Origin of the sequence: Mycobacterium persicum (genome assembly GCF_002086915.1) — a bacterium.
Taxonomy (GTDB): domain Bacteria; phylum Actinomycetota; class Actinomycetes; order Mycobacteriales; family Mycobacteriaceae; genus Mycobacterium; species Mycobacterium persicum.
The window spans coordinates 3,186,981-3,208,921 of record NZ_MWQA01000001.1 but is presented as its reverse complement, the minus strand read 5'-3'; the positions used below and the strand labels follow the sequence as shown (position 1 = coordinate 3,208,921).

The window sequence follows — 21,941 nt, the reverse complement described above, 5'->3', positions numbered from 1 at the left end:
TGCGTTGCGGCAAGCGAGGCGATAGCCGGGCTCCCGGTAGCCGTACCCAGCCGGAACGGGTAGAACTACGCAGGCCTGGCGGTGCGTCGATCCGCGATGCTGCCCGACATGACAACGCTCATCCGCTTTCCCAGCCCCACCGAACTGGCCGCCCGCACCCCGGCCGACCGCGACCGCGCCATCGACGTCATCCGCATCACGGCCCTGCTTGGAGTCGTCGTCGGCCACACGGTGATGGCGATCAGTGTCATCCGCGGCGGCGTGCTCATCTGGGACAACCTGCTGACCACCTCGGCGGTGTTCCAGGCGCTGACGTGGATCTTCCAGATCATGCCGCTGTTCTTCTTCGCGGGCGCGGCGGCCTGCCTGACGTCGTGGCGACCCGACACCAATTGGGGCGACTGGCTGCTGAAGCGCTGCAGCAGGCTGTTCCGCCCGGTGTTCTACTACCTCGGGTTCTGGGCGATCACCCTGGTATTGCTGTATCCGATACTGCCCCAGCATGTTTACCAGCCCGTCGCCGGGATCAGCATTCAACTGCTGTGGTTCCTCGGCGCCTATGTGCTGGTGCTGGCGGCGATGCCGCTGCTGTCTCGGATCACCACGACCGCGCGCCTGGCCGCCGGTGTGACCGCGGTCTATGCGGTCATCGCGGTCATCGACGCGGTCCGGCTGCACTGGCCCGCCGCCGCGGCGCTCGGCTATCTCAACCTCGCGGTCTGGCTCATTCCCGGCATGTTCGGCGTTGCCTACCGACGCCGCTTGCTTTCCGGGCGCGTCGCGCTGGGCACCGCCGCGGCACTGTTCGCCGTCGACATCGCGCTGCTTCGGTGGGGACCGTACGAGCTGAGCCTGGTCGGCATCGAAGGGCAGCGGCTGCCCAACATGAGCCCCCCGTCGCTGCTGCTGGCCGGTCACGCAATCACATTGAGCGCGTTGGCCATTGCGGCAGCACCCGAAATCGCCCGCTGGGCCCGCCGGCCGCGGGTGTGGTGGTTGACCGCAATCGGCAATACCGGCGCCATGACGCTGTACCTGTGGCACATGCCGGTACTGCTGGGGGTACAGCTGCTCTTCGACATCGCCGGCCACCCCCGCTACCCTGGACAGCCCGGTTTCCTCGCGATCAGCGTGCAGCAGCTGTTGCTCATGGCCGGCGCGATGGCGGTGCTCTTCGTCGTGCTGCGGCCGCTGGAGAACAATCCGCTGCCCGGCTGGGATGGCGCACCCGCCAGCACGTCGCGCCGGCAGGGCACGGTAGTGGGCATGCTGCTCTGCGTGGCCGGGGCAGCGATTTTGGCCGCGGTGAAGTGGGGCCTCAAGGACGACGGGCTTGCCTGCGTGGCCGTCATGCTCGGCGCACTCGTGGCTGCTCGGACCGTGGCCGCAGGACGGTGGGCCGGTCTTGCCGACGACAGTCGTCGCCGAAACATTCCCCAGCTGGTCACGGTTCAGAAGGATTGAGCGCTCGGCCGCGACGCCGCGTCGGGCCCCTCGGCGTCCGACGCGGCGAGCAGCATCTGCAAGCTCTGCCGAAGCTCGGCCAGGCGGCGCTGCCCCAGGATCTGTGTCCAGCGCTCTTCCACATCGATTGCGTTGGAGCGCATAACACCAAGCGCCTGACGACCGCGGGGCGTCAGCTGGACCAGGCGGGCCCGCGAGTCCGCCGGGTCAGGTGCCCGGCTGACATAGTCGTGGCGTTCCAGTGCCGCAACGGCCTGGGCCACCGCCTGCCGGCTAACGGCAAGGTACTCAGCCAGAGCCGAGGCATGCAGGCTCCCGGCGGCCAAGGGCACCAGCAGCACTGCCTGCGCCGGGCGCAACCCGTCGAGGCCGGCTGCGGCGAATGCCGCTCTCAACCTCGGCGCACCGGTTGCGGCCAGTAGTTGCACCAGGGCCGGCACCGTCGGCTCCCACCGGGCATCCAGAAGACGTCGCATAACCGAACAGTGTCGCACTCACTCCCATATTGACAAGCAGCTTGTCATTCTGCGGGCTTGGTGCCACCATTGGACTCATGGCCTCCGGACAGGTGTGGATGCGCGTGACAGCGCTGCTGGGCGTGCTGGTGACGTCGGTGGGCGGGTGCTTGGGCTTAGTAGGCCCCGGGCACGCGACCGGAGCCCCCGAGCCGAGGACGATTCCCACCGGCCAGTCCAGCCAGAGCATCCCATGGGGCAGCGAAAACCGGACTTTCAATCTGTACCGGCCGCCGGAACTTCCCGATGCGGTGCCGCTGGTGGTGATGCTGCACGGCGGCTACGGCAACGGCGCACAGGCGGAACGGGCCTATCACTGGGATGCCGAAGCCGACCGCGGACATTTCCTGGTCGCCTATCCCGATGGCCTCAACCGCGCCTGGAATGCCGGGTCGTGCTGCGGCCTGCCGCAACAGGCCGACGTCGACGACGTCGGTTTCATCACCGCCATGGTCGCCGCCATCGGGCGGCAGATACCTCTCGACACCACCCGTGTCTATGCCACCGGCATGTCAAACGGAGCCATGCTGGCGCTTCGGTTGGGTTGTCAGACGGACATTTTCGCCGCTGTTGCGCCGGTGGCAGGCACGCTGTTGACCGATTGCGCACGCGCACAACCGACGTCGGTTCTGCAAATCCACGGCACCGCCGACGAAAGTGTTCCCTACGCCGGCGGACCTGGTAAAGCTTTGACAGCCAACGGAACTCCTCGCGTCGACGGCCCGTCAGTGCCAGCGGTGAACGCCATCTGGCGCGGCATCGACGGCTGCGGACCGTCGTCCTCGACCACTGCCGGCGCCGTGACAACCGCAACCGCCGATTGCCCGGGCGGACGCACCGTCGAATTGATCTCGGTGGCCGGGGCCGGGCATCAATGGCCCGGGGGTACCAAGAGCCCGCTTCTCGAACGACTCGGCCTCCCCGAACCGTCGACAGCGCTCGACGCGACTGACTCCATCTGGCAGTTCTTCAGCGGCCACCACCGCTAGGGCGCAATTGGTGTCGGTGACGGCGGGCGACCAGGGTGCCGGGTCAATGGGGGTTCGCGGGTACCGTCCAACAGGGAGCTGGGGTGCAGGCCGGCGGATTGGCCACCGTACGAGATGTCGCCTTCGGCAACGGCGCACCGGTGCCGATGTTGCCTCCACTTGGCATGCGCAACCAGTCGAGACAGTTGGGGTGTAGCGGGTTGGTCTTCGGCTTTTCGGGTCGGTTGATCAATACCTAAGGTCCGCCTTCTCAGCTGGATTTTTGTTAGGCCAGACCGCCATTGGGTCGATGAGTCGATCGCGCAGCACCACGGCGCGAAAGAGCACTGCGCACACGTGGGCGGTGAACGTCAGGAACAAGAGGAAGTACCGCGTAGATCTCGATATTGTGCGGTGCGATGCGGGGCAGCTGAAACGGCCCCAGCGAGATGAGCGTGAGTCCGGCCGCCGACAGCATGGCCCACCCGGTCAGCGGCTGGATAAGCTGCACGGCGTACAGCGAGTATTCGGACCATGACGCGATACGGCGTTCGACACGCCCGATGGAGGGCCGGAACGGCGGCAGTGCAGGATTTACTCGCCGGCCAGCTCGCGGTGCTCGATCAGGTCGCGCAGTCCCCCCGTACCGAGGCGCTCCCGGAAGGCCAGCGCCGTATAGCCCACGGCCGTCGCGTCGGTGCGGGCTCGCACGGTCGCCGAACGTGGCAGGTGAAACAGCACACCCATTTCGCCGAAGTAGTCGCCAGGTCCGGCGACTTTCACCAATTCCTCGCCGCCGTCGGCCAATTCGTGCACGATCTCGAACTCGCCCTGGGACACCACGTAGATCTGGTCACCCATCGTGCTTTGCTCGAACAGCACCTCACCGGCCTTCAGTTGCACCGTTTCGGGCGGCCGGTTGGTGTCGGTGAAGTCCGGCGTCAGTTCGACGACGCGATCGGCCATCGGCAGCATCCGGCTGTCATGGGTCGCGACCATCACGACGCGATCCCCGTCTGCGAGTTCACGGATCAGCCGCAGCACCTCCTCCACCTGGATGAAGTCGAGGTGCGCGGTCGGTTCGTCGGCCAGGATCAACGGCGGATCCAGCGCGATCGCACGGGCAACCGCGACCCGCTGCTGCTGTCCGCCACTGAGATCGCCGGGGCGATGCTTCATTCGTTCGGCGAGATTGACCCGCGTCAGCAATTCCTCGGCACGTTTCCGCGAAGCGGCGCGCGACATCCCGGCCGCGCGCATCGGAACCATCACGTTTTCCAGGGCGGTGAGGCTCGGCACCAGATTGAAGGCCTGGAAGACGATGCCCACCTTGTCACGCCGGTACTTCGCCAGCGCGGTGCCCTCCAGCGTGGTGATGTCGACGTCTTCGAACTTGATCGCACCGGACTTCGGTCGCAGGATACCGCCGAGGCAGGACAGCAATGTCGTCTTCCCGCAGCCACTGGGCCCGAGCAGGATCACCAGCGAACCGGCCTCCACGTCGAGGTTCAACCCGTTGATCGGCCGCAGCGCGTAGCCGCCGCTGTAGTACTCGACGACGAGGTTCTGAATGCTGAGATCGCCCACCGCTCAAGGACCTCCGAACGCGAGCGCTGGATCGACGGTCGCGACGCGCTTCAAACCGGCGAGGCTGGCCAACAGGCCGATGACGATCGCCACCACCGGCAGCGCCAGGTAGGCCCAAGCGGGCACGGCGACGATCATCGGAAACAGCGGCGCCAGGAGTTTCGACAGGATGACGCCCACCACCGCGGCCAGCAGCGAGACGACCAGTGCCTGCAGTGCCAGCCCCGCCATGATCGAACGTGTCGGCGTGCCTATGGCTTTGAACACCGCGAAATCGCGCATGCGCTCCAGCGCCGAGAGGTACACCACCGATCCGACGATCAGCGCTGCCACGATCCATAGCAAGACCGCCACGATGGAGATCGAATTCACCGCGACGCGCAGCGGGCGTACCAGGTCGTGGACCGCACCCGCGCGGTCGTATGTCTGATAGCCGTCCGGGAGCCCCCGGGGTGAGCCGTCGACCCCGATGGAGGTGACCATCGGCTGCCCGTTATAGGCCAGCTGCTGTAACCCGTCGGTGGTCAGGAAGATGTTGGGGATCTTGGCCAATGCTGTCGAGTTGGGCACGATGCCAACGATCCGTAAGGTATGCGCACCGACCTGCAGGGTGTCGCCGAGGTGGCGGCCCAGTGTGCTCGAAACCGCCACCTCGTCCGGCTTGGCCGGGGCGCGGCCCTCGGAGACCTGCGGCATGCCGGGCCCATGCTCGGGCGCGCCGAAGGCGGTGACGTTTCGCGTCGAGGTGCCCTCTTTCATGATCGTCCCGACACAGCCCAGCGGTGCGGCGGCCGTGACGCCGGGCTCGGCGGCCACGCGCGCCAGGTCAACATCGGGAAACGGCGTCGAACCCAGGAACGGCCCGGCCGCGCCGGTCTTGACCACGAATTGGTCCACGCCCATCGAGTCGACGGTGTGCTGGGCCTCGACCCGGAAGCCGTTCGCAAGTCCGGTGAGAACCAGCGTCATCCCGAAGATCAGCCCGGTACTGACGACCGCGATGACAAGGCGCCGCTTTCTCCACTGCATGTCACGCAGGGCCGCGAAGAGCATTCCCAGAACCTACCAACGTCCCCGCCGTCCCGGTCCAGGTTTGTCCGGGCCGGCCGCGCACCGGGCCGGCAACGGCGCCGAACGCCACAGGTAACATGGGCGTTCGGTTGCCAGTGGCATCCATGGGCGCCATCGTCATGACGTCGCGCCGCGGCTTGGCTGCGCAGGATCGACGATCGACAGGGTTGAGACAACAGCCCCAGGCTTAGTAGTGGTTGTCTGGGAACTAGCGGTGTCCCACCAGCAACGGATGTGAGATACGAGCATGACCGAACAATCTGGCGATCCGGTAACTCCGACGGCTTTCGGCATCGAGAAATCCCAGACAGATCAGGCGGTCGTGCTGGCCGTTTCGGGAGAAGTGGACATGCTTGCCGCGCCGCGGCTCGCCGAGGCGATACAGACCGCGCTGGCCGCCGGCCCCCCGGCAGTCATCGTCGACCTGTCGAAAGTGGACTTCCTGGCCTCCGCCGGGATGACCGTCCTGGTCACCGCCAACTCTCAGGTGGCGCCACCGACCCGTTTCGCGGTGGTGGCGGACGGCCCGGCCACCAGCCGCCCGATCAAACTCATGGGCATCGATTCGGTGTTCCCCCTCTACCGGACACTCGATAGCGCACTGAGCAGTTTTGCCGGCGAGTGAGGCTTTCGCGGCACCAAGTGTTACCCGGGCCAGGCGTACCGCCTGAGTGAACCGACCGCTTTCGTCCGGCGATCGGTTTTCATTGACTCAACCGATTGCGACGCCTACCGTCGACATATACGCTACGCACCGTCGCGTAATGATGGTTGGGAACCGGGTTCGCCGCCCTGTTCGCGTCGCAGCCGGGCGACCAGGAAGAGACCCAGAGGGACGCATGTTCGATCTGAAGATCGTCGGCGGCGCCGTCGTCGACGGCACCGGCGCGCAGCGGTATCCCGCGGATATCGGAATCAAAGACGGCGCGATCGTCGACGTTGTCCGCCGCGGTTCCAACGACCCCGCGATGGATGGCTTACAGATGGCCGTTGCCTCCGAAACCATCGATGCGACAGGCCAATTGGTGGCCCCCGGCTTCGTCGACATCCACACCCACTACGACGGACAGATGAGCTGGGACGGCTTGCTCGAGCCGTCGAGCGGGCACGGGGTCACCACGGTGGTCACCGGCAACTGCGGGGTGGGATTCGCTCCGGTCCGCCCCGGCCGCGAGGACTGGCTGATCAGGCTGATGGAAGGTGTCGAAGACATTCCCGGCACCGCCCTGACCGAGGGCATTACCTGGGGCTGGGAGAGTTACCCGCAGTACCTCGACGCGATCGGCGCCCGCACGTTCGCGATCGACGTGGGCAGCCAGATCCCGCACGGGGCGGTGCGCGCGTACACCATGGGTAAGCGCGGAGCCCACAACGAGCCGGCAACCGCTGACGACATCGCGGCGATGAGCCGGCTGGTCACCGAGGCGGTCGAAGCCGGCGCGCTCGGCTTTTCGACATCACGCACGCTGGCGCACCGCGCGATGGACGGCGAGCCGGTGCCCGGCACCTTCGCCGCCGAGGACGAGTTGTTCGGTCTCGGCCGCGCCATGGCAGCAGGCGGCCGGGCCGTCTTCGAGCTCGCCCCGCAAGGGGCGGCGGGCGAGGACATCGTCGGGCCCAAGAAGGAATTGGAATGGATGCGGCGGCTGAGCGCCGAAATCGACCGGCCGGTGTCGTTCGCGCTCATCCAGGTCGACGCAGACCCGAACCTGTGGCGCGAGCAGCTGGACCTGTCCGCGGCCGCGCATGAGTCGGGCAGCCGGCTGTATCCGCAGATCGCGGCGCGCCCATTCGGCATGATGATCGGGTTCCGCGGACACCATGCTTTCGGCCATCGGCCCACCTACCGCCGGCTGATGGCCGAATGCGGCCGCGACGAACTGGCACACCGTCTCGCCGACCCGGCGGTGAAGGCCGCGATTCTCGCCGAAGCGGATCTGCCCATCGACCCGACGGTCCTTTTCGACGGCATGTCCGCCTTCGTTCAGCACGCACTGGGACGTCTGTACGCACTCGGCGATCCGCCCGACTATGAGCCCACACCCGACCGTACGGTCGCCGCGATCGCGGAGGCGCGCGGCGAGGACCCGCTGGCGACCCTCTACGACCTCATGCTCGAGGCGGACGCGACCGCCATGCTGATGTTGCCGTTGTTCAACTACGCCGACGGCAATTGCGATGCCATCCGGGAGATGATGTTGCATCCCGCCGGGGTGCTGGGGCTTTCCGACGGCGGTGCCCACTGCGGGATGATCTGTGACGCTTCATATCCCACGTTTCTGCTGACACACTGGGCCCGCGACCGTCGCCGCGGCGAGCAATTGCCGCTGGAATACGTGATTCGCAAGCAGTCCCGCGACACCGCGTATCTGTTCGGCCTCACCGACCGCGGCACCATCGAGCCCGGGAAGAAGGCCGACCTCAATGTCATCGACATGAACGCGCTGACACTGCATCCCGCGGCGATGGCCTACGACCTGCCAGCCGGTGGCCACCGAATCTTGCAGGCCGCAAGCGGATACACCGCCACGATCGTCAGCGGTACGGTCACCCGTCGCAACGGTGTAGACACCGGGGCCCGGCCCGGTCGTCTGGTGCGCGGCGCGCGCTGACACGCTGGCGAGCCTGGTCGTCGGGGCGGCAGAGCCGTGGGTACGGCCGACGGCGGCTCACTGGCAATTCGTCGCGAAAAGAGGTGTTCCGGTCGAGCGATGCGCGACATCATTGGTATCAGTCACATGGGTCACGCCAGCACCGTCTACGACAGGTGATCTCGCACATGGCATCTCGCACTACCCGCGGGCGACTTCCAACAACGTCGCGACGATCAGATCCTTCGAATCGGTCAGTTGGTCGCCGAGCGTCGCCGCAACACCTTGCATGTCCCGTAGTCACCTAGCTTCGGGTGTGAGCGAGCTGAGCGGCCCGGGTAGCCCTCCGGGTGGCCTCGATTTAGACTCGCCCGCGTGGGATCGGATGAATTGCAGGTCGTCCTTGGTCAGCTAGGGGTTACGGCCAGTCAATCGCAGGGCCTCGGTGCCCAACTCGCCGCTGGAACAACGCCGCCGTCACCGGGCCAGCCATTCCAAGCAACGACGGCGGCGGTGCGTGGTATCAACGCAGCAATTGGCGGTGCTGCGGCGGAATTCGGCACCCGAACTCAGGCTACGGGTGCCGCGGTGACTGCCGCGGCGGCAGGTTACGCCCATCAAGAGACGACGGCGGCCGCCGAGATGGCCGCGGTGACGCAGGTGACGGTGGTTTAGATGCCGGCCACCCTGTCGCAAATCCGGGCATGGAGCATCGAGCATCTAATCGATGCAGCCGGCTACTGGACCAAGACCGCGGATCAGTGGGAAGACACGTTCCTGCAGATGCGAAACCAGTCCTATGCCATCGCCTGGCATGGCGCTGGTGGTGACGGGCTGCGGCAACGAACCAGCGCCGACCTGCCGATTGTCAGCGCCAAAGCCGAGCTGTTGCGTCAGGCAGCCGGGATTGCGCGCGATGGCGCCAGCGAGATCGGTGCAGCCCAGCGAAGAGTCCTGTATGCCGTTGAGGACGCCCAGAATGCGGGATTCACTGTCGGCGAGGACTTATCGGTCACTGGCGCACACACGAGCAGGACGGCCGCAGAGCAGGCCGCCCGACAGGCTCAGGCGCAAGCTTTCGCCGGAGACATCCGCTTGCGCGCAGAACAGCTCGACGGGGCAGAGGCCAAGGTTGCAGGCCAACTTACCGCCACCACCGCGGGTCTCAGCGGCGTCAGCTTTGCGGAAAACCCGATCTCCACCCCTGTCCCGCAAGCTCCCGCCACCCAGCGCAATGGAATCCGGTTGGTCGACTTCAAACAAGACGGCGGCACTAGCCCCCCGCCCCCATTCGCGCCGTGGGACACCCCTGACGGAACACCGACCCCCCCTCAGCCCGCGTTCTTTCCCCAGTACGAGCAGGCCATCACGGCACCGCCAGCGCCTGCGCAGCCGGGTCCGCCGATGCCCGCAACCCCACCGCCGCCGCCCCTCCCCGCCACCGGTCCGGGCGGCGCCGCGGCCGCCAAACCTCGATGCAGCCCATATGACGCAACCAAAGCCCTCCTCGAGCCCGCAGGCGGCATGATTGCGATCTTGACCGCAGTTCCTGAAGGTGGAACCGGCGTGGGGATCCCCGCCGCGGTCGGTCAAATCGCTCTCGGTACGGCGGCGGTCGCGGACGGCTTGGATGCCGCCGGCAAATGCCTGGATTAAGGCCGCCGACAGCACTGGACGATGGCCGGCATGCTTAACTCAGACCCGCCCACGACAGGCAGCCCTGCCAGGGGAGAATCGCATGCAGCACTGCGTCACCGCGACGTTCCCTGGCTGTTGTGGGTCCGGGCGGGAGGGCTGCACGTGTGAAGATGAACCCTCTGTACGGCCCAGCGTTCTACACAGTGATGACTGTGCTGTTCCTGGCCCTGTTCGTACTGAATGTATTGAGCCACGGCACGGCGCTGGGCCTGATCAGTAGCGGGGGCCTCGCCGTGTTGATGGGCTGCACCGCCTACCGGGTGTGGTCCGCCAAGCGCCTCATGAACCGGCAATAGCGACGGTCGGCGGGTTCGCAGTGTTCGTCGGCGAGAATCCCCGGGACTCCCGAAGCTCACCCTCCGAAATACCAATTGGCACCCTTGAGTCACGGCGTACATTACGGATTCCTTCGATGGTCGTCAGCGGAGGATTGCTCGGTAAACCTGGCGAGGTTGGTTTTGAAGTCGCAGAAGGGCGCACGGCGCTCCTCACGGGATGGCGTAATCGTCGCAGTATCTGCCTATAGCAATGTTCGCAAGTGCCCACCTGCGTCCGACTGTCACACCATGACAGGGGGTTGACAACGATTGACCTCACAGTCTCTTGTAGGCCAATACCGCGCTGCGCGACGCGCCGATCCTCTCGGCCGCCAGCGACACCATTGATCGGCTTATTGCGCTCAGCGAAAACAACCCGCTCAGTCTGCCGCCATCCGCCACGACGCCCGCACGGGCGACACCGTGGCCGCGGAGATCTCGTCGAGCACCCCCAGATTCGACCCGCTCAACCCAACGGGACAAAATTAGAACCTGTTACAGTTCACCCCACAACGCGCAACCCGAGTGGGAGTACTGGCATGGCTGGTGACAAGTCGGCGCGCATCTGCGAATCCGCCGATGTCGTGGTGATCGGGTTCGGCGCCGCAGGTGAGTGCGCAGCCATCGCCGCCCGCGAGCGCGGCGCCGACGTCATCGCATTGGACCGTGCCAATGGTGGTGGTGCCACGGCGATATCGGGCGGGATCATCTACGCCGGCGGCGGCACCACGGTTCAACGGCAGGCCGGGGTCAACGACACCCCCGAGCAAATGCTGGCCTACCTTCGCCTCGAAGTCGGCGACGCCGTCAGCCCGGAAACCCTGGAATCATTCGTGCGCTCGAGCCCCGACATGATCGACTGGCTGAGCAGCTACGGGGTGCCGTTCAGCCCCGCATTGTGCCCGTACAAGACCTCGTTTCCGAACAACCGCTACTACCTGTACCACTCGGGCAGTGAAAACGCCGGTGCGTTCCGCAGCCACACCCCGCCCGTCCAGCGCGGGCACCGCGTCAAGGGCAGCGGCACCTCGGGCCGCAAACTGTATGCCCCGTTAGCCAAAGCCGCTGTGGCCCTTGGTGTTCGGTTCTGGCCCCATACCACGGTGACGAACCTGATCCAGGATTCGTCCGGTCGGGTGACCGGGGTGGAAGCACTGACGATGCACAATGCGCCACCGCGGATCCGGCGGCTTTATGCGGCGATGGCCGAGCTGTCAGCCAAACCGGGCATCTACTACCCGCCGCTGCGCCGCCTGCTGGAAGGGCGGCTGCGCAGGCTGGAGCGGCGCTACGCCCAGCCGCTGCGGATCGACGCAGGCCGCGCGGTGATCATCTGCGCCGGCGGCTTCATCGCCAACACCGACTGGGTGCGACGGTTCGCTCCGCAATATCTCGGTGGTCTGCAGCTGGGCACCAGCGGCGACGACGGCAGCGGCATCGCCCTGGCGCAGCGCGCCGGAGCGGTCACCGACCGGATGGACAATGTCTCGGCTTGGCGTTTCATCACCCCCCCGAGCGCGTTCATCGGCGCGATCATCGTCGACAAGCGAGGGGATCGCTTCATCGACGAAAGTCGCTATGGAGCGGCGGTCGGACAAGCCATGATTCGACAGCACCAGGGTGCCGGCTGGCTTCTCGCCGACGCCGCGTTGATGCGGGAAGCCCGCCGCCAAATGATCAAGCAGCCGTTGTGGTTTCAGCGCGCCCAGGTCGCGGCGCTGATGCTGGCCGACGCGGCCACCGCGCCGTCGCTGCGTGAGGTCGCGAAGGCAGCCGGTGTCGATCCCGACGGACTGGTGGCGACCGTCGAGGCGCACAACAACGCCATCGACACCGGCGCAGCAGATCCGGTCGGAAAGCCCGCGGAATTTGTGCGCCGGATCAGCCAACCGCCGTTCACCCTGCTCAATATTTCGGTGCGGCCAAGCCTGCTCAACCCCACACCGATGCTCACCCTGGGGGGTATCCGAATCGATGAACGCAGCGGAGCGGTCGTCGACCAATCGGGTAAGCCCATCCCCGGGTTGTTCAGTGCAGGACGCACCGCAGCCGGAATCTGTTCCAATTCCTACGTCAGCGGGCTGTCGCTGGCCGACTGCATATTCTCCGGCCGCCGCGCCGGAACGCACGCCGTCATGGCGTCGGCCGAGGAGATCCCGCATTGAGCCACCCCCGAGGAGCCTGGTCCGCCGCGTGCGGTTGCTGATAGCCGACGCAGTGAACACTTCCCGGATGATTTTCGGCACAATGGAGCCGCGATACTGGTTAGGCGCCGATCCAACGCTGAGCCCTCGAAATCCGATCAATAGCGACGCCGGGAGAAACACAGATGAGCGACGAGCAGCCGACCATCATCTACACCCTGACCGACGAGGCGCCGCTGCTGGCGACCTACGCCTTTCTGCCAATACTTCGCACCTTCGCCGAGCCGGCGGGTATCAAGATCAAGAGCAGTGACATCTCCCTGGCGAGCCGGATTCTCGCCGAGTTCCCCGACTACCTGACCGAGGAGCAGCGGGTCCCGGACGACCTGGGCGAGCTGGGACGGCTGACGCAACTACCGGAGACCAACATCATCAAGCTGCCGAACATCAGCGCTTCAGTACCGCAGTTGGTGTCGGCGATCAAGGAACTGCAGGGCAAGGGCTACAAGCTTCCGGACTACCCGGCAGATCCCAAGACCGACGAGGAAAAGGACATCCGCAACCGCTATGCCAAATGCCTGGGCAGCGCGGTGAATCCGGTGCTGCGGGAGGGCAACTCCGACCGTCGCGCACCCAAGGCGGTCAAGGAATATGCCCGCAAGCACCCGCACAGCATGGGCGAGTGGTCGATGGCCTCGCGCACCCATGTCGCGACCATGAAGCACGGCGACTTCTACCACGGCGAGAAGTCGATGACCCTGGACCGGGCGCGTGACGTGAAGATGGAGCTGGTGACCAAGCAGGGCGAGACGCTGGTGCTCAAGCCCAAGGTGTCGTTGGGCGCAGGCGACATCATCGACAGCATGTTCATGAGCAAGAAGGCCTTGGTCGAGTTCTACGAGGAGCAGATGGAGGACGCGCGTAAGACCGGCGTGATGTTCTCCTTGCACGTCAAGGCGACGATGATGAAAATTTCGCACCCCATCGTCTTCGGCCACGCGGTGCGGACCTTCTACAAGGACGCCTTCGCCAAGCACCAGGAGTTGTTCGATGAGCTGGGAGTCAACGTCAACAACGGATTGGTCGACCTTTACAACAAGATCGAGTCACTGCCGGCGTCGCTGCACGACGAGATCATCCGGGACCTGCACGCCTGCCACGAACACCGCCCCGAGCTGGCCATGGTGGATTCGGCCAAAGGTATCTCGAACTTCCATTCGCCCAGCGACGTGATCGTCGACGCGTCGATGCCCGCGATGATCCGCGCCGGCGGCAAGATGTGGGGCGCCGACGGGCGGCCCAAGGACACCAAGGCCGTGATGCCGGAGTCCACCTTCTCCCGCATCTACCAGGAACTGATCAACTTCTGTAAGACCAACGGCGCCTTCGATCCGCGAACCATGGGCACCGTGCCCAACGTCGGGCTGATGGCGCAAAAGGCCGAGGAATACGGCTCGCACGACAAGACTTTCGAGATTCCCGCGGACGGCGTCGCCAACATCGTGGACCTCGACACCGGCGAAGTGTTGCTGACCCAAAATGTGGAAACCGGCGACATCTGGCGCATGTGCACCGTCACCGACGCGGCGATCCGCGACTGGGTCAAGCTGGCGGTCACCCGGGCCCGCAACTCCGGAATGCCGGTGTTGTTCTGGCTGGACCCGTACCGCCCGCACGAGAACGAGCTGATCAAGAAGGTCAAGCTCTATCTGCAGGACCACTACACCAACGGACTCGACATCCAGATCATGTCGCAGGTGCGCGCCATGCGGTACACGCTGGAGCGGCTGATCCGCGGGCTGGACACCATCGCCGCTACCGGCAACATCCTGCGCGACTACCTCACCGACCTGTTCCCGATCCTGGAGCTGGGCACCAGCGCCAAGATGTTGTCCATCGTTCCGCTGATGGCCGGCGGCGGCATGTACGAGACGGGGGCCGGCGGTTCGGCGCCCAAGCACGTCCACCAACTCGTGGAGGAGAATCACCTGCGCTGGGATTCGCTCGGCGAGTTCCTGGCAATCGGCGCCAGCCTGGACGACATGGGCGCCAAGACGGGCAACAAGAAGGCCAAGATCCTGGGCAAGACGCTGGATGCCGCGATCGGCAAGCTGCTGGACAACAACAAGAGCCCGTCGCGCAAGACCGGTGAGCTGGACAACCGGGGAAGTCAGTTCTACCTCGCCATGTATTGGGCGCAAGAACTTGCCGCGCAGAACGAGGACCAGCAGCTACGGGAACACTTCGCACCCCTGGCCGATGCGTTGGCCAAGAACGAGGAAACCATCATCGCCGAACTCGCTGCGGTTCAGGGCGAAGAGGCGGACATCGGCGGCTACTACGCGCCGGACCGGGAGAAGACCACGGCGGTGATGCGACCGAGCAAGACCTTCAACGACGCGTTGGCGGCCGCGCACGGCTGACATACGCCCGTTCACCTCGTTGGCCGCGCAGCCACGCAGGCTCGGCTGGCCGGGCGTCATCGGCGAAACAGGTGCAGCAAGATTGTCAGCACCACGCTGCCGACAATCGAGATCACCAGCATCGAGACCACCGGGATGTAGATGCGCACGTTTCCGCGCTCGATTCTGATGTCGCCAGGAAGCCGTCCGACCCACCAGAGGCCGCCGACCCACGTCAAGACACCCAACACCGCGATGATGATTCCGGCCACCACGATGAACGGACCTACGTTGCGGCCCATTGGACCTCCCACCCGATAAGTCGGTCGGCACCGATCATAACCGTCCTCCTCATTGACTAGGCACCCACTCACGTTGCGCGGCATGGGACCAAAGGCCCTAGGACCTCTGCGCCAGCAGACCTACCATGGGCAGATCTGAAGGGCCTACTGCGCGAGGATATTTCGTTCGCCGGTAATCGCTCCTCCACCGAGAAAGAAGGTTGGTCATGGCGGTCCTTGATACCGTGCGAGTGTTCAACAAGCACGTGCTGAATCCGGCCATGATGCTGGTGGCCGGCCGAAAGTACTGGTACGCCAGCGTTATTGAACACACCGGTCGATACACTGGCAAGAAGTACGCCACCCCCGTGGTGGCCGAACGGGTAGATCAGGGTCTCGTCATTCCGTTGCCCTACGGCACAGACACCGACTGGCTGCGAAATGTCTTGGCTGCGGGGCACGCCACTGTTCACGTGCACGGAGAAACGTATGAGGCAATTGATCCGCAGATCCTTGATGCCGCGGCTGTAGCCGGGCAGCTGGCCCCTGGCCGGAAACGTACTTTCGATCGGTTCAACGTCAGGAGCTATCTGAAGTTGGCGGCCGGGGCCACGCCGCCCGCGCCGAACTGATTCGGGTCCGCGAGATCTGCGCCAACATCGCCGGCCATCCCGAAGGGCCCGGTGACGAGCGCTGAGTCGATAAGGCGCTTCACCGACCGGTATGGCAACCAGGTTCTGGTACAAGTCGTCCAGAACCACACGACGCGTGTCCGGGCGCCGGTGAAGGCCGTTATCCCCAATCGGCCGACCAAAGTCGCTTCACCCGAGCCACTCGCGCTAATGTCGAGGGCACCAGCCATGATGGCCTGGTGGGCATCGAGATCCGTGTTCTCGACGGCGAAGACGACCTCGTCGCGGCTGCTGGAATTTTCCGCGCCGCCATGGTCGGGTTGCCACCCCCGCCGGACCTGCCGCCAGGCGAGCTCACCACGCTGTTCGAGCCAGGCCGTACGGTGGGCGCTTTCGTTGGACGACAGCTGGTCGGCACTGCTGATGCCGTGACCTGCGGACTGACACTTCCCGGCGGAGCGGTGGTGCCGCACGCCGCCGTGACGCACATCGGGGTGCTGCCGTCGTACACCCGTCGAGGTATCGCCACCGAGCTGGTCCGTCATCAGCTAGACGACATCGCCGCCCGGGGAGAGGTGGTCGCGACACTGCGCGCCTCCGAGGCGACGATCTATGAGCGGTTTGGCTACGGCGTGGCGAGTTCATCGCAGAGCGTGGAGGTGGATACGCGACGGGCCGCGCTACGTCCAGGCGTCGGAGCCGGCGGGCCGGTTCGGCTGCTCGACACCGCGCAAGCATGGGACGTGCTGCCCCGAATCTACGCCGGAAACCGGTCTCCCCGGCCGGGAACCGTTGAGCGCGCACCGGTTTGGTGGCGGGGTCTGCGGTTGCGCGCCAAAGCATACTCTGGGCCTTGGTATGTCGCGGTGCACGGTGAGCCCGGGGCGGAATCCGGTTTCGTCCGCTACCGCCCCCTCGATACTGAGACCTGGTTCGTCAGCGAACAACGCACCATCGCGGTCGAGGACTTCTTCGCCCCATCAACGGATGCCTATTTGGGCCTGCTGCGATTTCTGCTGGGGCTGGATCTCATTGACCGCGTGGTGTTCTGGATGCTCCCGGTTGACGATCCGTTGCCGTGGTTGCTTGTCGACCGGCGGGCCGCGAAGGTCACCCGGATATACGACGAGACATGGCTGCGCGTCGTCGACGCGCACCAGGTGCTTTCCGCACGCCGATATGCGGGCGACGGCTCCGTCACCGTTGCCGTCAACGACCCTGCCTTGCCGAGTAATTCGGTCAGCTTCACAATCACCGGCGACGGCGCCGAACCCACTCAGCAGCGTCCGCAGCTACACATCGGCGTCCACGGGCTTGCCGCCGTTTTGCTCGGGGGCGCCACCTGGCGCAGCCTCGCGGTGGCCGGGCTGGTACGCGCCGACGATGCAGCCGCACTCGCCACGGCGGATCGGCTGTTCGCGGTGCCGGAGACACCGCATGCCGGATTCTTTTTCTGAGGCGCTGAGGTTCTGCGGTTCCGAAGGGGACATCGTTGTCGTCGCGTCTGGCATCGTGCGCCCTAGCACGCTTGCCACACCGCAGGTGAGTGAGTACTCTCTCACTATGCCCGCCTCGGGACGCGACCGTTTGCTGTCGGCAGCACTGAAGCTTTTTGCCGCCAAGGGGTACGCGGCCACGTCAGTTGCCGATATCCAGCGGGCGTCCGGGCTGGCGCCCGGATCGGGCGCGCTCTACAAGCACTTCGGCTCCAAGCGTGAACTGCTCGAGGCCGCGGTAGCGCACCGTATCGACAGCATCGTGGCCGCGCGGAAGCAGTACGACGCGGGGCAACCAGACACCGTCGAGCAGGCGGTGCGGACCGCAGGGCGGCTGATCTGGAACAACCTGAAACACAGCGAAGACCTACTCAAAGTCATGCTGCGCGAGCCCGATGCGCTCGGTGATCTCGACGAAAAGACCTGGCAAGTCATCACTGACAATGCCTATCAGCGGTTCGCCGACGAACTGGCCGCGTCCAACCGTTCCGGTCGCACCCGGATCCCCGACCCGGAAGCGGCCGCCGCCGTCGCAATCGCGTCCCTGTCCCACGCCGCCACGCTGCAAGCATTGACCGGCCGAACCCCCGGAAACATCGATGACGAGCGATATTTCGAGGCGTGGGTCAACCAGACGGTAAGCGTCCTCGCGCAGTACGCCGCGACCCGTTGAGCACCAAACTATTTCAGGAGTAGAGCCATGACATTCTCACTGCAACTGAGCGACGACGTGATACAGGTGCGCGACTGGGTGCACGAGTTCGCGACCGAAGTGATCCGCCCGGCCGCCTCCGAGTGGGACGAACGGGAAGAGACTCCGTGGCCGGTCATCCAGGAGGCGGCCAAGGTCGGCCTGTACTCCCCCGACTTCTTCGGGCAGCAGGCAGCGGAGCCGACGGGACTGGGCATGCTGACCGCCTTCGAGGAGATGTTCTGGGGCGACGCCGGCATCGCGCTGTCGATCATGGGCACCGGCCTGGCCGCGGCGGCCTTGGCCGGCAACGGAACTCCGGAGCAACTGGGTCGCTGGCTGCCCGAGATGTTCGGCACCGCCGACGATCCCAAGCTGGGCGCGTTCTGCTCTTCGGAACCCGACGCGGGTTCTGACGTCGGCGCCATCCGCACCCGCGCACGCTATGACGAGGCGGCCGGTGAGTGGGTGCTCAACGGCACCAAGACCTGGGCCACCAACGGCGGCATCGCCAACGTGCACATCGTGGTGGCGTCGGTCTATCCGGAGCTCGGCACCCGCGGCCAGGCCACGTTCATCATCCCGCCGAACACCAAAGGCTTTGCCCAGGGACAGAAGTTCAAGAAGCACGGCATCCGCGCTTCGCACACCGCCGAGGTGATGCTCGACGACGTGCGACTGCCCGCAGACTTGATTCTCGGCGGCCGGGAAAAATTCGAGGCGCGGATCGCCCGGGCGAAATCCGGCGCCTCGGTGGGCGGTCAGGCGGCGATGAAGACCTTCGAACGCACCCGGCCCACGGTGGGAGCGATGGCGGTGGGCGTGGCCCGCGCCGCCTACGAATATGCTCTCGAATACGCCTGCCAGCGTGAGCAATTCGGTCGAAAGATCGGCGAATTCCAAGCTGTGGCATTCAAGTTGGCGGACATGAAGAGCCGGATCGACGCGGCCCGGCTGCTGGTGTGGCGGGCCGGCTGGATGGCGCGTAACAACCAGAGCTTCGATTCGGCGGAGGGCTCGATGGCCAAGCTGGTAGCCAGTGAGACGGCCGTGTACGTCACCGATGAGGCCATCCAGATCCTGGGCGGCAACGGGTATACCCGTGACTACCCGGTGGAGCGGATGCACCGTGACGCCAAAATTTTCACTATCTTCGAAGGGACCAGCGAGATTCAGCGCCTGGTGATCTCGCGCGCGCTGACCGGGTTGCCCATCCGATGACCGCCGCACGGTAGGTATCCGTGATGAAGGTCGTGGTGGCATGCTATGGCAGCCGCGGCGATATCGAGCCCTGCACAGCCGTCGCTCGCGAACTGCTGCGGCGCGGTCACGACGTCTGTATGGCGGTGCCGCCCAACATGGTCAGCTTTGTCGAATCAGCAGGACTCGTTGGCGTGGCCTACGGGCCGGACTCGCGCGAACAGATGAACCCCGCCATGGATCTCGTCCGCGACTTGGTGGCCCAGACCCGCAATCCGATCGGCCTGCTGTCTCACGTGATCGAGCATGTCACCCGGGTCAACGCGGACAAGAGTGCGGTTCTGACGTCACTGGCGGCCGGGGCCGATCTGCTGTTGGCCAGCTTCAACGAACAACGTCTGGCCGCCAATGTCGCTGAATACCACGGTATTCCAGCGGCAGCGCTGCACCTCTTCCCAGCACGTCTGTGGGCCTCCGGCGGGATGTCGCCGCTGATCATCGCGGCGGTCGATGAAGCCCAACGGCAGGCATTGGGGTTACCCGAGGCCGACGAACCACCGTCGATGCTGGAAATCCAGGCCTACGACGAACTCTGCCTGCCCGGACCGGCAGCCGATTGGCTAGCACCGCATGGGCGGCAGCCCTTCGTCGGCGCGCTGACGCTGCAGCTACCGACGAGCGCCGACGACGAGGTCTTGTCCTGGATGGCCGCGGGGACGCCACCCATCTATTTCGGCTTCGGCAGCACACCGATCGACAGCCCGGTCGACACGGTTGCCATGATCAGTGCTGCTTGTGCCGAATTAGGTGAGCGGGCACTTATTTGCGGCGGCGTCAACGACTTCCGCGGCATCGCCCATGCCGGCCACCTGAAGATCGTAGACGCGGTGAATCATACGGCCGTCTATCCGGGCTGCCGCGCGGTCGTTCACCATGGCGGTGCCGGCACCACGGCCGCGGGGATGCGGGCCGGAATCCCCACGTTGATCCTGTGGTTCTGGCTCGACCAGCCGGTCTGGGCAGCCGGGGTCGATCAGCTGGGAGTCGGCGCGGGACGGGCGTTTTCGACCACCACCCAAGACACTCTGGTCGCAGATCTGCGTTCGGTCCTCACTCCGCGACGCGTCGCTCGGGCGCGGGAGGTCGCCGCGCAACTGATCGCACCGGCGAAAAGCGTTGCCCTGGCCGCTGATCTGCTCGAAGATGCCGCCCGGCTGGGACGCGTCGGGTGATCACTGGTGCGTTCGACTCGCCGATCTTGCGGACCGGCTGCCTGTCCAGGCCGTGACGTGCCCGCGCTGACGGGAAGCGGTAGCGTCACGGCCGTGGAAACAGATCGCGTCGATGAGACGGCTGCGCCAGGGCCGTTAGGGTTTTCGGCACCGGTTTCCGATTCGGCACCTCGCTGGGGTCTGGGCGCCTTCTTGCTGGTGGGGCTGGTCTACTTGCTGTCCTCGGCCGCATTCGTCGTCGTCCTCGCCGGTAGGGGCCCGTTGTCTGCGGGAATGCTTGCACTGGCGGTGGGAGCCCCCACCGTGATCGCGGCCGGGCTGGCCGTGCTCATCACGACGCTGCGCGGCAATGGTCCCCGCACCGACCTGAAGCTGCACTGGTCGTGGCACGGTGTGAGGCTGGGATTGCTGTTCGGTTTCGGCGGGCTGTTCGTCACGGTGCCCGCCTCGGTGCTCTACGCCAAGGTCACCGGTCCGGGCGCGAAATCCGCTGTCGCCAGCGTCTTCAGTGGCGTCCAGGCTTCCTGGCCATGGGCGGTGGCCGTGTTTGCGCTTGTGGTGTTCGTCGGGCCGCTGGGCGAGGAGGTCATCTTTCGGGGGCTGCTCTGGGGAGCGGTGGATCGGCGCTGGGGGCGGTGGGCTGCGCTGGTGATAACCACCGTGGTGTTCGCGCTGGCTCATCTCGAGTTCACCCGAGCTCCGCTATTGGTGGTGGTGGCGATCCCGATCGCACTGGCGCGGTTGTATTCCGGTGGCCTGTTGGCCAGCATCGTCGCGCACCAGGTGACCAACCTGTTGCCGGGCATCATCTTGATGCTTGGTGTGGCTGGGGTCATTCCGATGCAGTGAGGCAAACCCCGGGCTCGCAATCCTCAGGGCGACCACGGATTTCAGGCGATCGCCGGCGTGCCTCCTACTTCCAGGCGAATACCGGTTGCTCGAACTCGTCGACCGGATCGGGGCGGCCTTCCAGGCCAAGCCACCGCAGTTGCAGCAGCACCGCACCCGTGGGCGCGTGGATCAGGTGGTTGCCCAACGGGATTTGCACGACCGGCCGCGGGCTCTCCGGGATCGTGATGAATCGCGGCGAGTCGTCGCGCTGCAGTTGGTGAAGCCCCACCCGGTACACCGCCATCACCTCGTCGGGCGCGGGGCGGGGCTGCAGCCGCCCGCCACCCCAGATCACCACCGGGGTGATGACGTATCCGGACCGCGTCGGGTAGTCGTCGAGCAGGCCGAGCACCGTCGAGTCGGACAATCGGATGCCGACCTCTTCGTCGAGTTCCCGCAGTGCGGCATCGACCGCGCTTTCCCCCCGATCCACCCGGCCTCCGGGCAGCGCCCACTGCGCGGCATGCGAAGTGAGGCGAGATGCTCTGCGGCACAAGAGAAAAGCGGCGCCGCCAGACGCGTCTACCATCCGGGCGTCAAGGCCGTACTCGGGCGGTGGCCAGCCGGCGATCCGCTCGTCCGCCGGCACCGGATCCACCCCGTCCTCACCGACCTCGGAGTCGACCAGCAGCACCGCGACGGCAGCGTGGCGCTTGGTCGGGTCGGTCACCGCGCGGCGGTCGTGGCCGGCCAGGTGTACCCGGATCTGCTCCCGTAACGCGTCGTCGTAGCTGATCGTCACGGCTCGACGATAGGACGAG

The 21,941-nt window shown here is 65.8% G+C and carries 21 protein-coding genes and 1 pseudogene; 16 read left to right on the top strand and 6 right to left on the bottom strand.

From position 1 onward, the window contains the following. Window positions 1-108 precede the first annotated feature (108 nt). Entirely contained in the window at window positions 109-1,464 is a 1,356-nt protein-coding gene (locus B4U45_RS14710; protein WP_075546002.1) for an acyltransferase family protein, read from the top strand. Here the strand turns inward: B4U45_RS14710 and B4U45_RS14705 are convergent. Beyond that, the gene (locus tag B4U45_RS14705) at window positions 1,452-1,940 is read right to left on the bottom strand and encodes a MarR family winged helix-turn-helix transcriptional regulator (RefSeq protein WP_075545981.1); all 489 of its coding nucleotides are present in this window, start codon (window positions 1,938-1,940) and stop codon (window positions 1,452-1,454) included. The two genes, B4U45_RS14710 and B4U45_RS14705, sit on opposite strands and share 13 nt — an antisense overlap. 77 nt (window positions 1,941-2,017) lie before the next feature. Here B4U45_RS14705 and B4U45_RS14700 point away from each other — a divergent pair, with 77 nt between their 5' ends. Continuing rightward, entirely contained in the window at window positions 2,018-2,968 is a 951-nt protein-coding gene (locus B4U45_RS14700; RefSeq protein WP_075545980.1) for an extracellular catalytic domain type 1 short-chain-length polyhydroxyalkanoate depolymerase, read from the top strand. A 35-nt stretch (window positions 2,969-3,003) separates the two neighbouring features. After that, the gene (locus tag B4U45_RS30425) at window positions 3,004-3,207 is read left to right on the top strand and encodes a PPW family C-terminal domain-containing PPE protein (RefSeq protein ID WP_219858729.1); all 204 of its coding nucleotides are present in this window, start codon (window positions 3,004-3,006) and stop codon (window positions 3,205-3,207) included. Here the strand turns inward: B4U45_RS30425 and B4U45_RS30095 are convergent. The 3 genes and pseudogenes from B4U45_RS30095 to B4U45_RS14685 form a co-directional block, all read right to left on the bottom strand. Next, window positions 3,197-3,560: pseudogene (locus B4U45_RS30095) on the bottom strand (cytochrome b); the annotation flags it as partial. The gene B4U45_RS30425 and the pseudogene B4U45_RS30095 overlap by 11 nt on opposite strands. After that, on the bottom strand, window positions 3,542-4,534 hold the full coding sequence (locus tag B4U45_RS14690; RefSeq protein WP_075545978.1) for an ABC transporter ATP-binding protein: 993 nt from the start codon (window positions 4,532-4,534) through the stop codon (window positions 3,542-3,544). The gene B4U45_RS14690 and the pseudogene B4U45_RS30095, both read right to left, overlap by 19 nt. Before the next feature lie 3 nt (window positions 4,535-4,537). Beyond that, on the bottom strand, window positions 4,538-5,587 hold the full coding sequence (locus B4U45_RS14685) for an ABC transporter permease (RefSeq protein WP_075545977.1): 1,050 nt from the start codon (window positions 5,585-5,587) through the stop codon (window positions 4,538-4,540). 265 nt (window positions 5,588-5,852) lie between these two features. On the opposite strand from B4U45_RS14685, the gene B4U45_RS14680 reads away from it, so the two are divergent. The 7 genes from B4U45_RS14680 to B4U45_RS14650 all read left to right on the top strand — a co-directional run bounded on the left by B4U45_RS14680 (window position 5,853) and on the right by B4U45_RS14650 (window position 14,778). Further along, complete coding sequence (locus B4U45_RS14680; RefSeq protein WP_075545976.1) at window positions 5,853-6,230, top strand: STAS domain-containing protein; 378 nt, start codon at window positions 5,853-5,855, stop codon at window positions 6,228-6,230. A 214-nt stretch (window positions 6,231-6,444) separates the two neighbouring features. Then, window positions 6,445-8,217 carry an N-acyl-D-amino-acid deacylase family protein gene (locus B4U45_RS14675; protein WP_075545975.1) on the top strand — a complete coding sequence of 591 codons (1,773 nt, stop codon included), beginning with the start codon at window positions 6,445-6,447 and terminating at the stop codon, window positions 8,215-8,217. Between the two features lie 354 nt (window positions 8,218-8,571). Continuing rightward, on the top strand, window positions 8,572-8,871 hold the full coding sequence (locus tag B4U45_RS14670; RefSeq protein WP_075545974.1) for a hypothetical protein: 300 nt from the start codon (window positions 8,572-8,574) through the stop codon (window positions 8,869-8,871). Then, window positions 8,872-9,852 carry a hypothetical protein gene (locus B4U45_RS14665; RefSeq protein ID WP_075545973.1) on the top strand — a complete coding sequence of 327 codons (981 nt, stop codon included), beginning with the start codon at window positions 8,872-8,874 and terminating at the stop codon, window positions 9,850-9,852. A gap of 146 nt (window positions 9,853-9,998) precedes the next feature. Beyond that, a complete protein-coding gene (locus B4U45_RS14660; RefSeq protein ID WP_075545972.1) occupies window positions 9,999-10,190 on the top strand; it encodes a hypothetical protein in 192 nt (63 codons plus the stop codon). 560 nt (window positions 10,191-10,750) lie between these two features. Further along, window positions 10,751-12,376, top strand: coding sequence for an FAD-binding protein (locus tag B4U45_RS14655; protein ID WP_075545971.1), 1,626 nt, complete (start codon window positions 10,751-10,753; stop codon window positions 12,374-12,376). A gap of 164 nt (window positions 12,377-12,540) precedes the next feature. Continuing rightward, complete coding sequence (locus B4U45_RS14650; RefSeq protein WP_075545970.1) at window positions 12,541-14,778, top strand: NADP-dependent isocitrate dehydrogenase; 2,238 nt, start codon at window positions 12,541-12,543, stop codon at window positions 14,776-14,778. Window positions 14,779-14,834: 56 nt separating this feature from the next. On the opposite strand, the gene B4U45_RS14645 is transcribed toward B4U45_RS14650, so the two are convergent. Continuing rightward, complete coding sequence (locus B4U45_RS14645; protein ID WP_075545969.1) at window positions 14,835-15,059, bottom strand: DUF2905 domain-containing protein; 225 nt, start codon at window positions 15,057-15,059, stop codon at window positions 14,835-14,837. Window positions 15,060-15,265: 206 nt separating this feature from the next. Between B4U45_RS14645 and B4U45_RS14640 the strand changes: the two genes are divergently transcribed. From B4U45_RS14640 to B4U45_RS14615, 6 genes are all read left to right on the top strand, one after another. Beyond that, the gene (locus B4U45_RS14640) at window positions 15,266-15,670 is read left to right on the top strand and encodes a nitroreductase family deazaflavin-dependent oxidoreductase (protein WP_075545968.1); all 405 of its coding nucleotides are present in this window, start codon (window positions 15,266-15,268) and stop codon (window positions 15,668-15,670) included. 239 nt (window positions 15,671-15,909) lie between these two features. Further along, window positions 15,910-17,127, top strand: a complete 1,218-nt coding sequence (locus B4U45_RS14635) for a GNAT family N-acetyltransferase (RefSeq protein ID WP_075545966.1) — start codon at window positions 15,910-15,912, stop codon at window positions 17,125-17,127. Window positions 17,128-17,233: 106 nt separating this feature from the next. After that, the gene (locus tag B4U45_RS14630) at window positions 17,234-17,839 is read left to right on the top strand and encodes a TetR/AcrR family transcriptional regulator (RefSeq protein WP_075545965.1); all 606 of its coding nucleotides are present in this window, start codon (window positions 17,234-17,236) and stop codon (window positions 17,837-17,839) included. A gap of 27 nt (window positions 17,840-17,866) precedes the next feature. Next, the gene (locus B4U45_RS14625; RefSeq protein WP_075545964.1) at window positions 17,867-19,078 is read left to right on the top strand and encodes an acyl-CoA dehydrogenase family protein; all 1,212 of its coding nucleotides are present in this window, start codon (window positions 17,867-17,869) and stop codon (window positions 19,076-19,078) included. Window positions 19,079-19,101: 23 nt separating this feature from the next. Further along, window positions 19,102-20,289: a glycosyltransferase gene (locus B4U45_RS14620; protein ID WP_075545963.1), complete on the top strand. Its 1,188-nt coding sequence runs from the start codon at window positions 19,102-19,104 to the stop codon at window positions 20,287-20,289. A 180-nt stretch (window positions 20,290-20,469) separates the two neighbouring features. Next, on the top strand, window positions 20,470-21,138 hold the full coding sequence (locus B4U45_RS14615; RefSeq protein ID WP_244174297.1) for a CPBP family intramembrane glutamic endopeptidase: 669 nt from the start codon (window positions 20,470-20,472) through the stop codon (window positions 21,136-21,138). Between the two features lie 64 nt (window positions 21,139-21,202). On the opposite strand, the gene B4U45_RS14610 is transcribed toward B4U45_RS14615, so the two are convergent. After that, a complete protein-coding gene (locus B4U45_RS14610; protein WP_075545961.1) occupies window positions 21,203-21,922 on the bottom strand; it encodes an NUDIX hydrolase in 720 nt (239 codons plus the stop codon). Window positions 21,923-21,941 lie beyond the last annotated feature (19 nt).

Excerpts from the sequence above, each read along its gene's own strand:
- B4U45_RS14620 (WP_075545963.1), top strand. The coding sequence starts at position 19,102 with ATGAAGGTCGTGGTGGCATGCTATGGCAGCCGCGGCGATATCGAGCCC.
- B4U45_RS14655 (WP_075545971.1), top strand. The coding sequence starts at position 10,751 with ATGGCTGGTGACAAGTCGGCGCGCATCTGCGAATCCGCCGATGTCGTG.
- B4U45_RS14645 (WP_075545969.1), bottom strand. The coding sequence starts at position 15,059 with ATGGGCCGCAACGTAGGTCCGTTCATCGTGGTGGCCGGAATCATCATC.
- B4U45_RS14710 (WP_075546002.1), top strand. The coding sequence starts at position 109 with ATGACAACGCTCATCCGCTTTCCCAGCCCCACCGAACTGGCCGCCCGC.
- B4U45_RS14680 (WP_075545976.1), top strand. The coding sequence starts at position 5,853 with ATGACCGAACAATCTGGCGATCCGGTAACTCCGACGGCTTTCGGCATC.
- B4U45_RS14700 (WP_075545980.1), top strand. The coding sequence starts at position 2,018 with ATGGCCTCCGGACAGGTGTGGATGCGCGTGACAGCGCTGCTGGGCGTG.
- B4U45_RS14685 (WP_075545977.1), bottom strand. The coding sequence starts at position 5,587 with ATGCTCTTCGCGGCCCTGCGTGACATGCAGTGGAGAAAGCGGCGCCTT.
- B4U45_RS14630 (WP_075545965.1), top strand. The coding sequence starts at position 17,234 with ATGCCCGCCTCGGGACGCGACCGTTTGCTGTCGGCAGCACTGAAGCTT.
- B4U45_RS14665 (WP_075545973.1), top strand. The coding sequence starts at position 8,872 with ATGCCGGCCACCCTGTCGCAAATCCGGGCATGGAGCATCGAGCATCTA.
- B4U45_RS14625 (WP_075545964.1), top strand. The coding sequence starts at position 17,867 with ATGACATTCTCACTGCAACTGAGCGACGACGTGATACAGGTGCGCGAC.
- B4U45_RS14675 (WP_075545975.1), top strand. The coding sequence starts at position 6,445 with ATGTTCGATCTGAAGATCGTCGGCGGCGCCGTCGTCGACGGCACCGGC.
- B4U45_RS14650 (WP_075545970.1), top strand. The coding sequence starts at position 12,541 with ATGAGCGACGAGCAGCCGACCATCATCTACACCCTGACCGACGAGGCG.
- B4U45_RS14705 (WP_075545981.1), bottom strand. The coding sequence starts at position 1,940 with ATGCGACGTCTTCTGGATGCCCGGTGGGAGCCGACGGTGCCGGCCCTG.
- B4U45_RS14640 (WP_075545968.1), top strand. The coding sequence starts at position 15,266 with ATGGCGGTCCTTGATACCGTGCGAGTGTTCAACAAGCACGTGCTGAAT.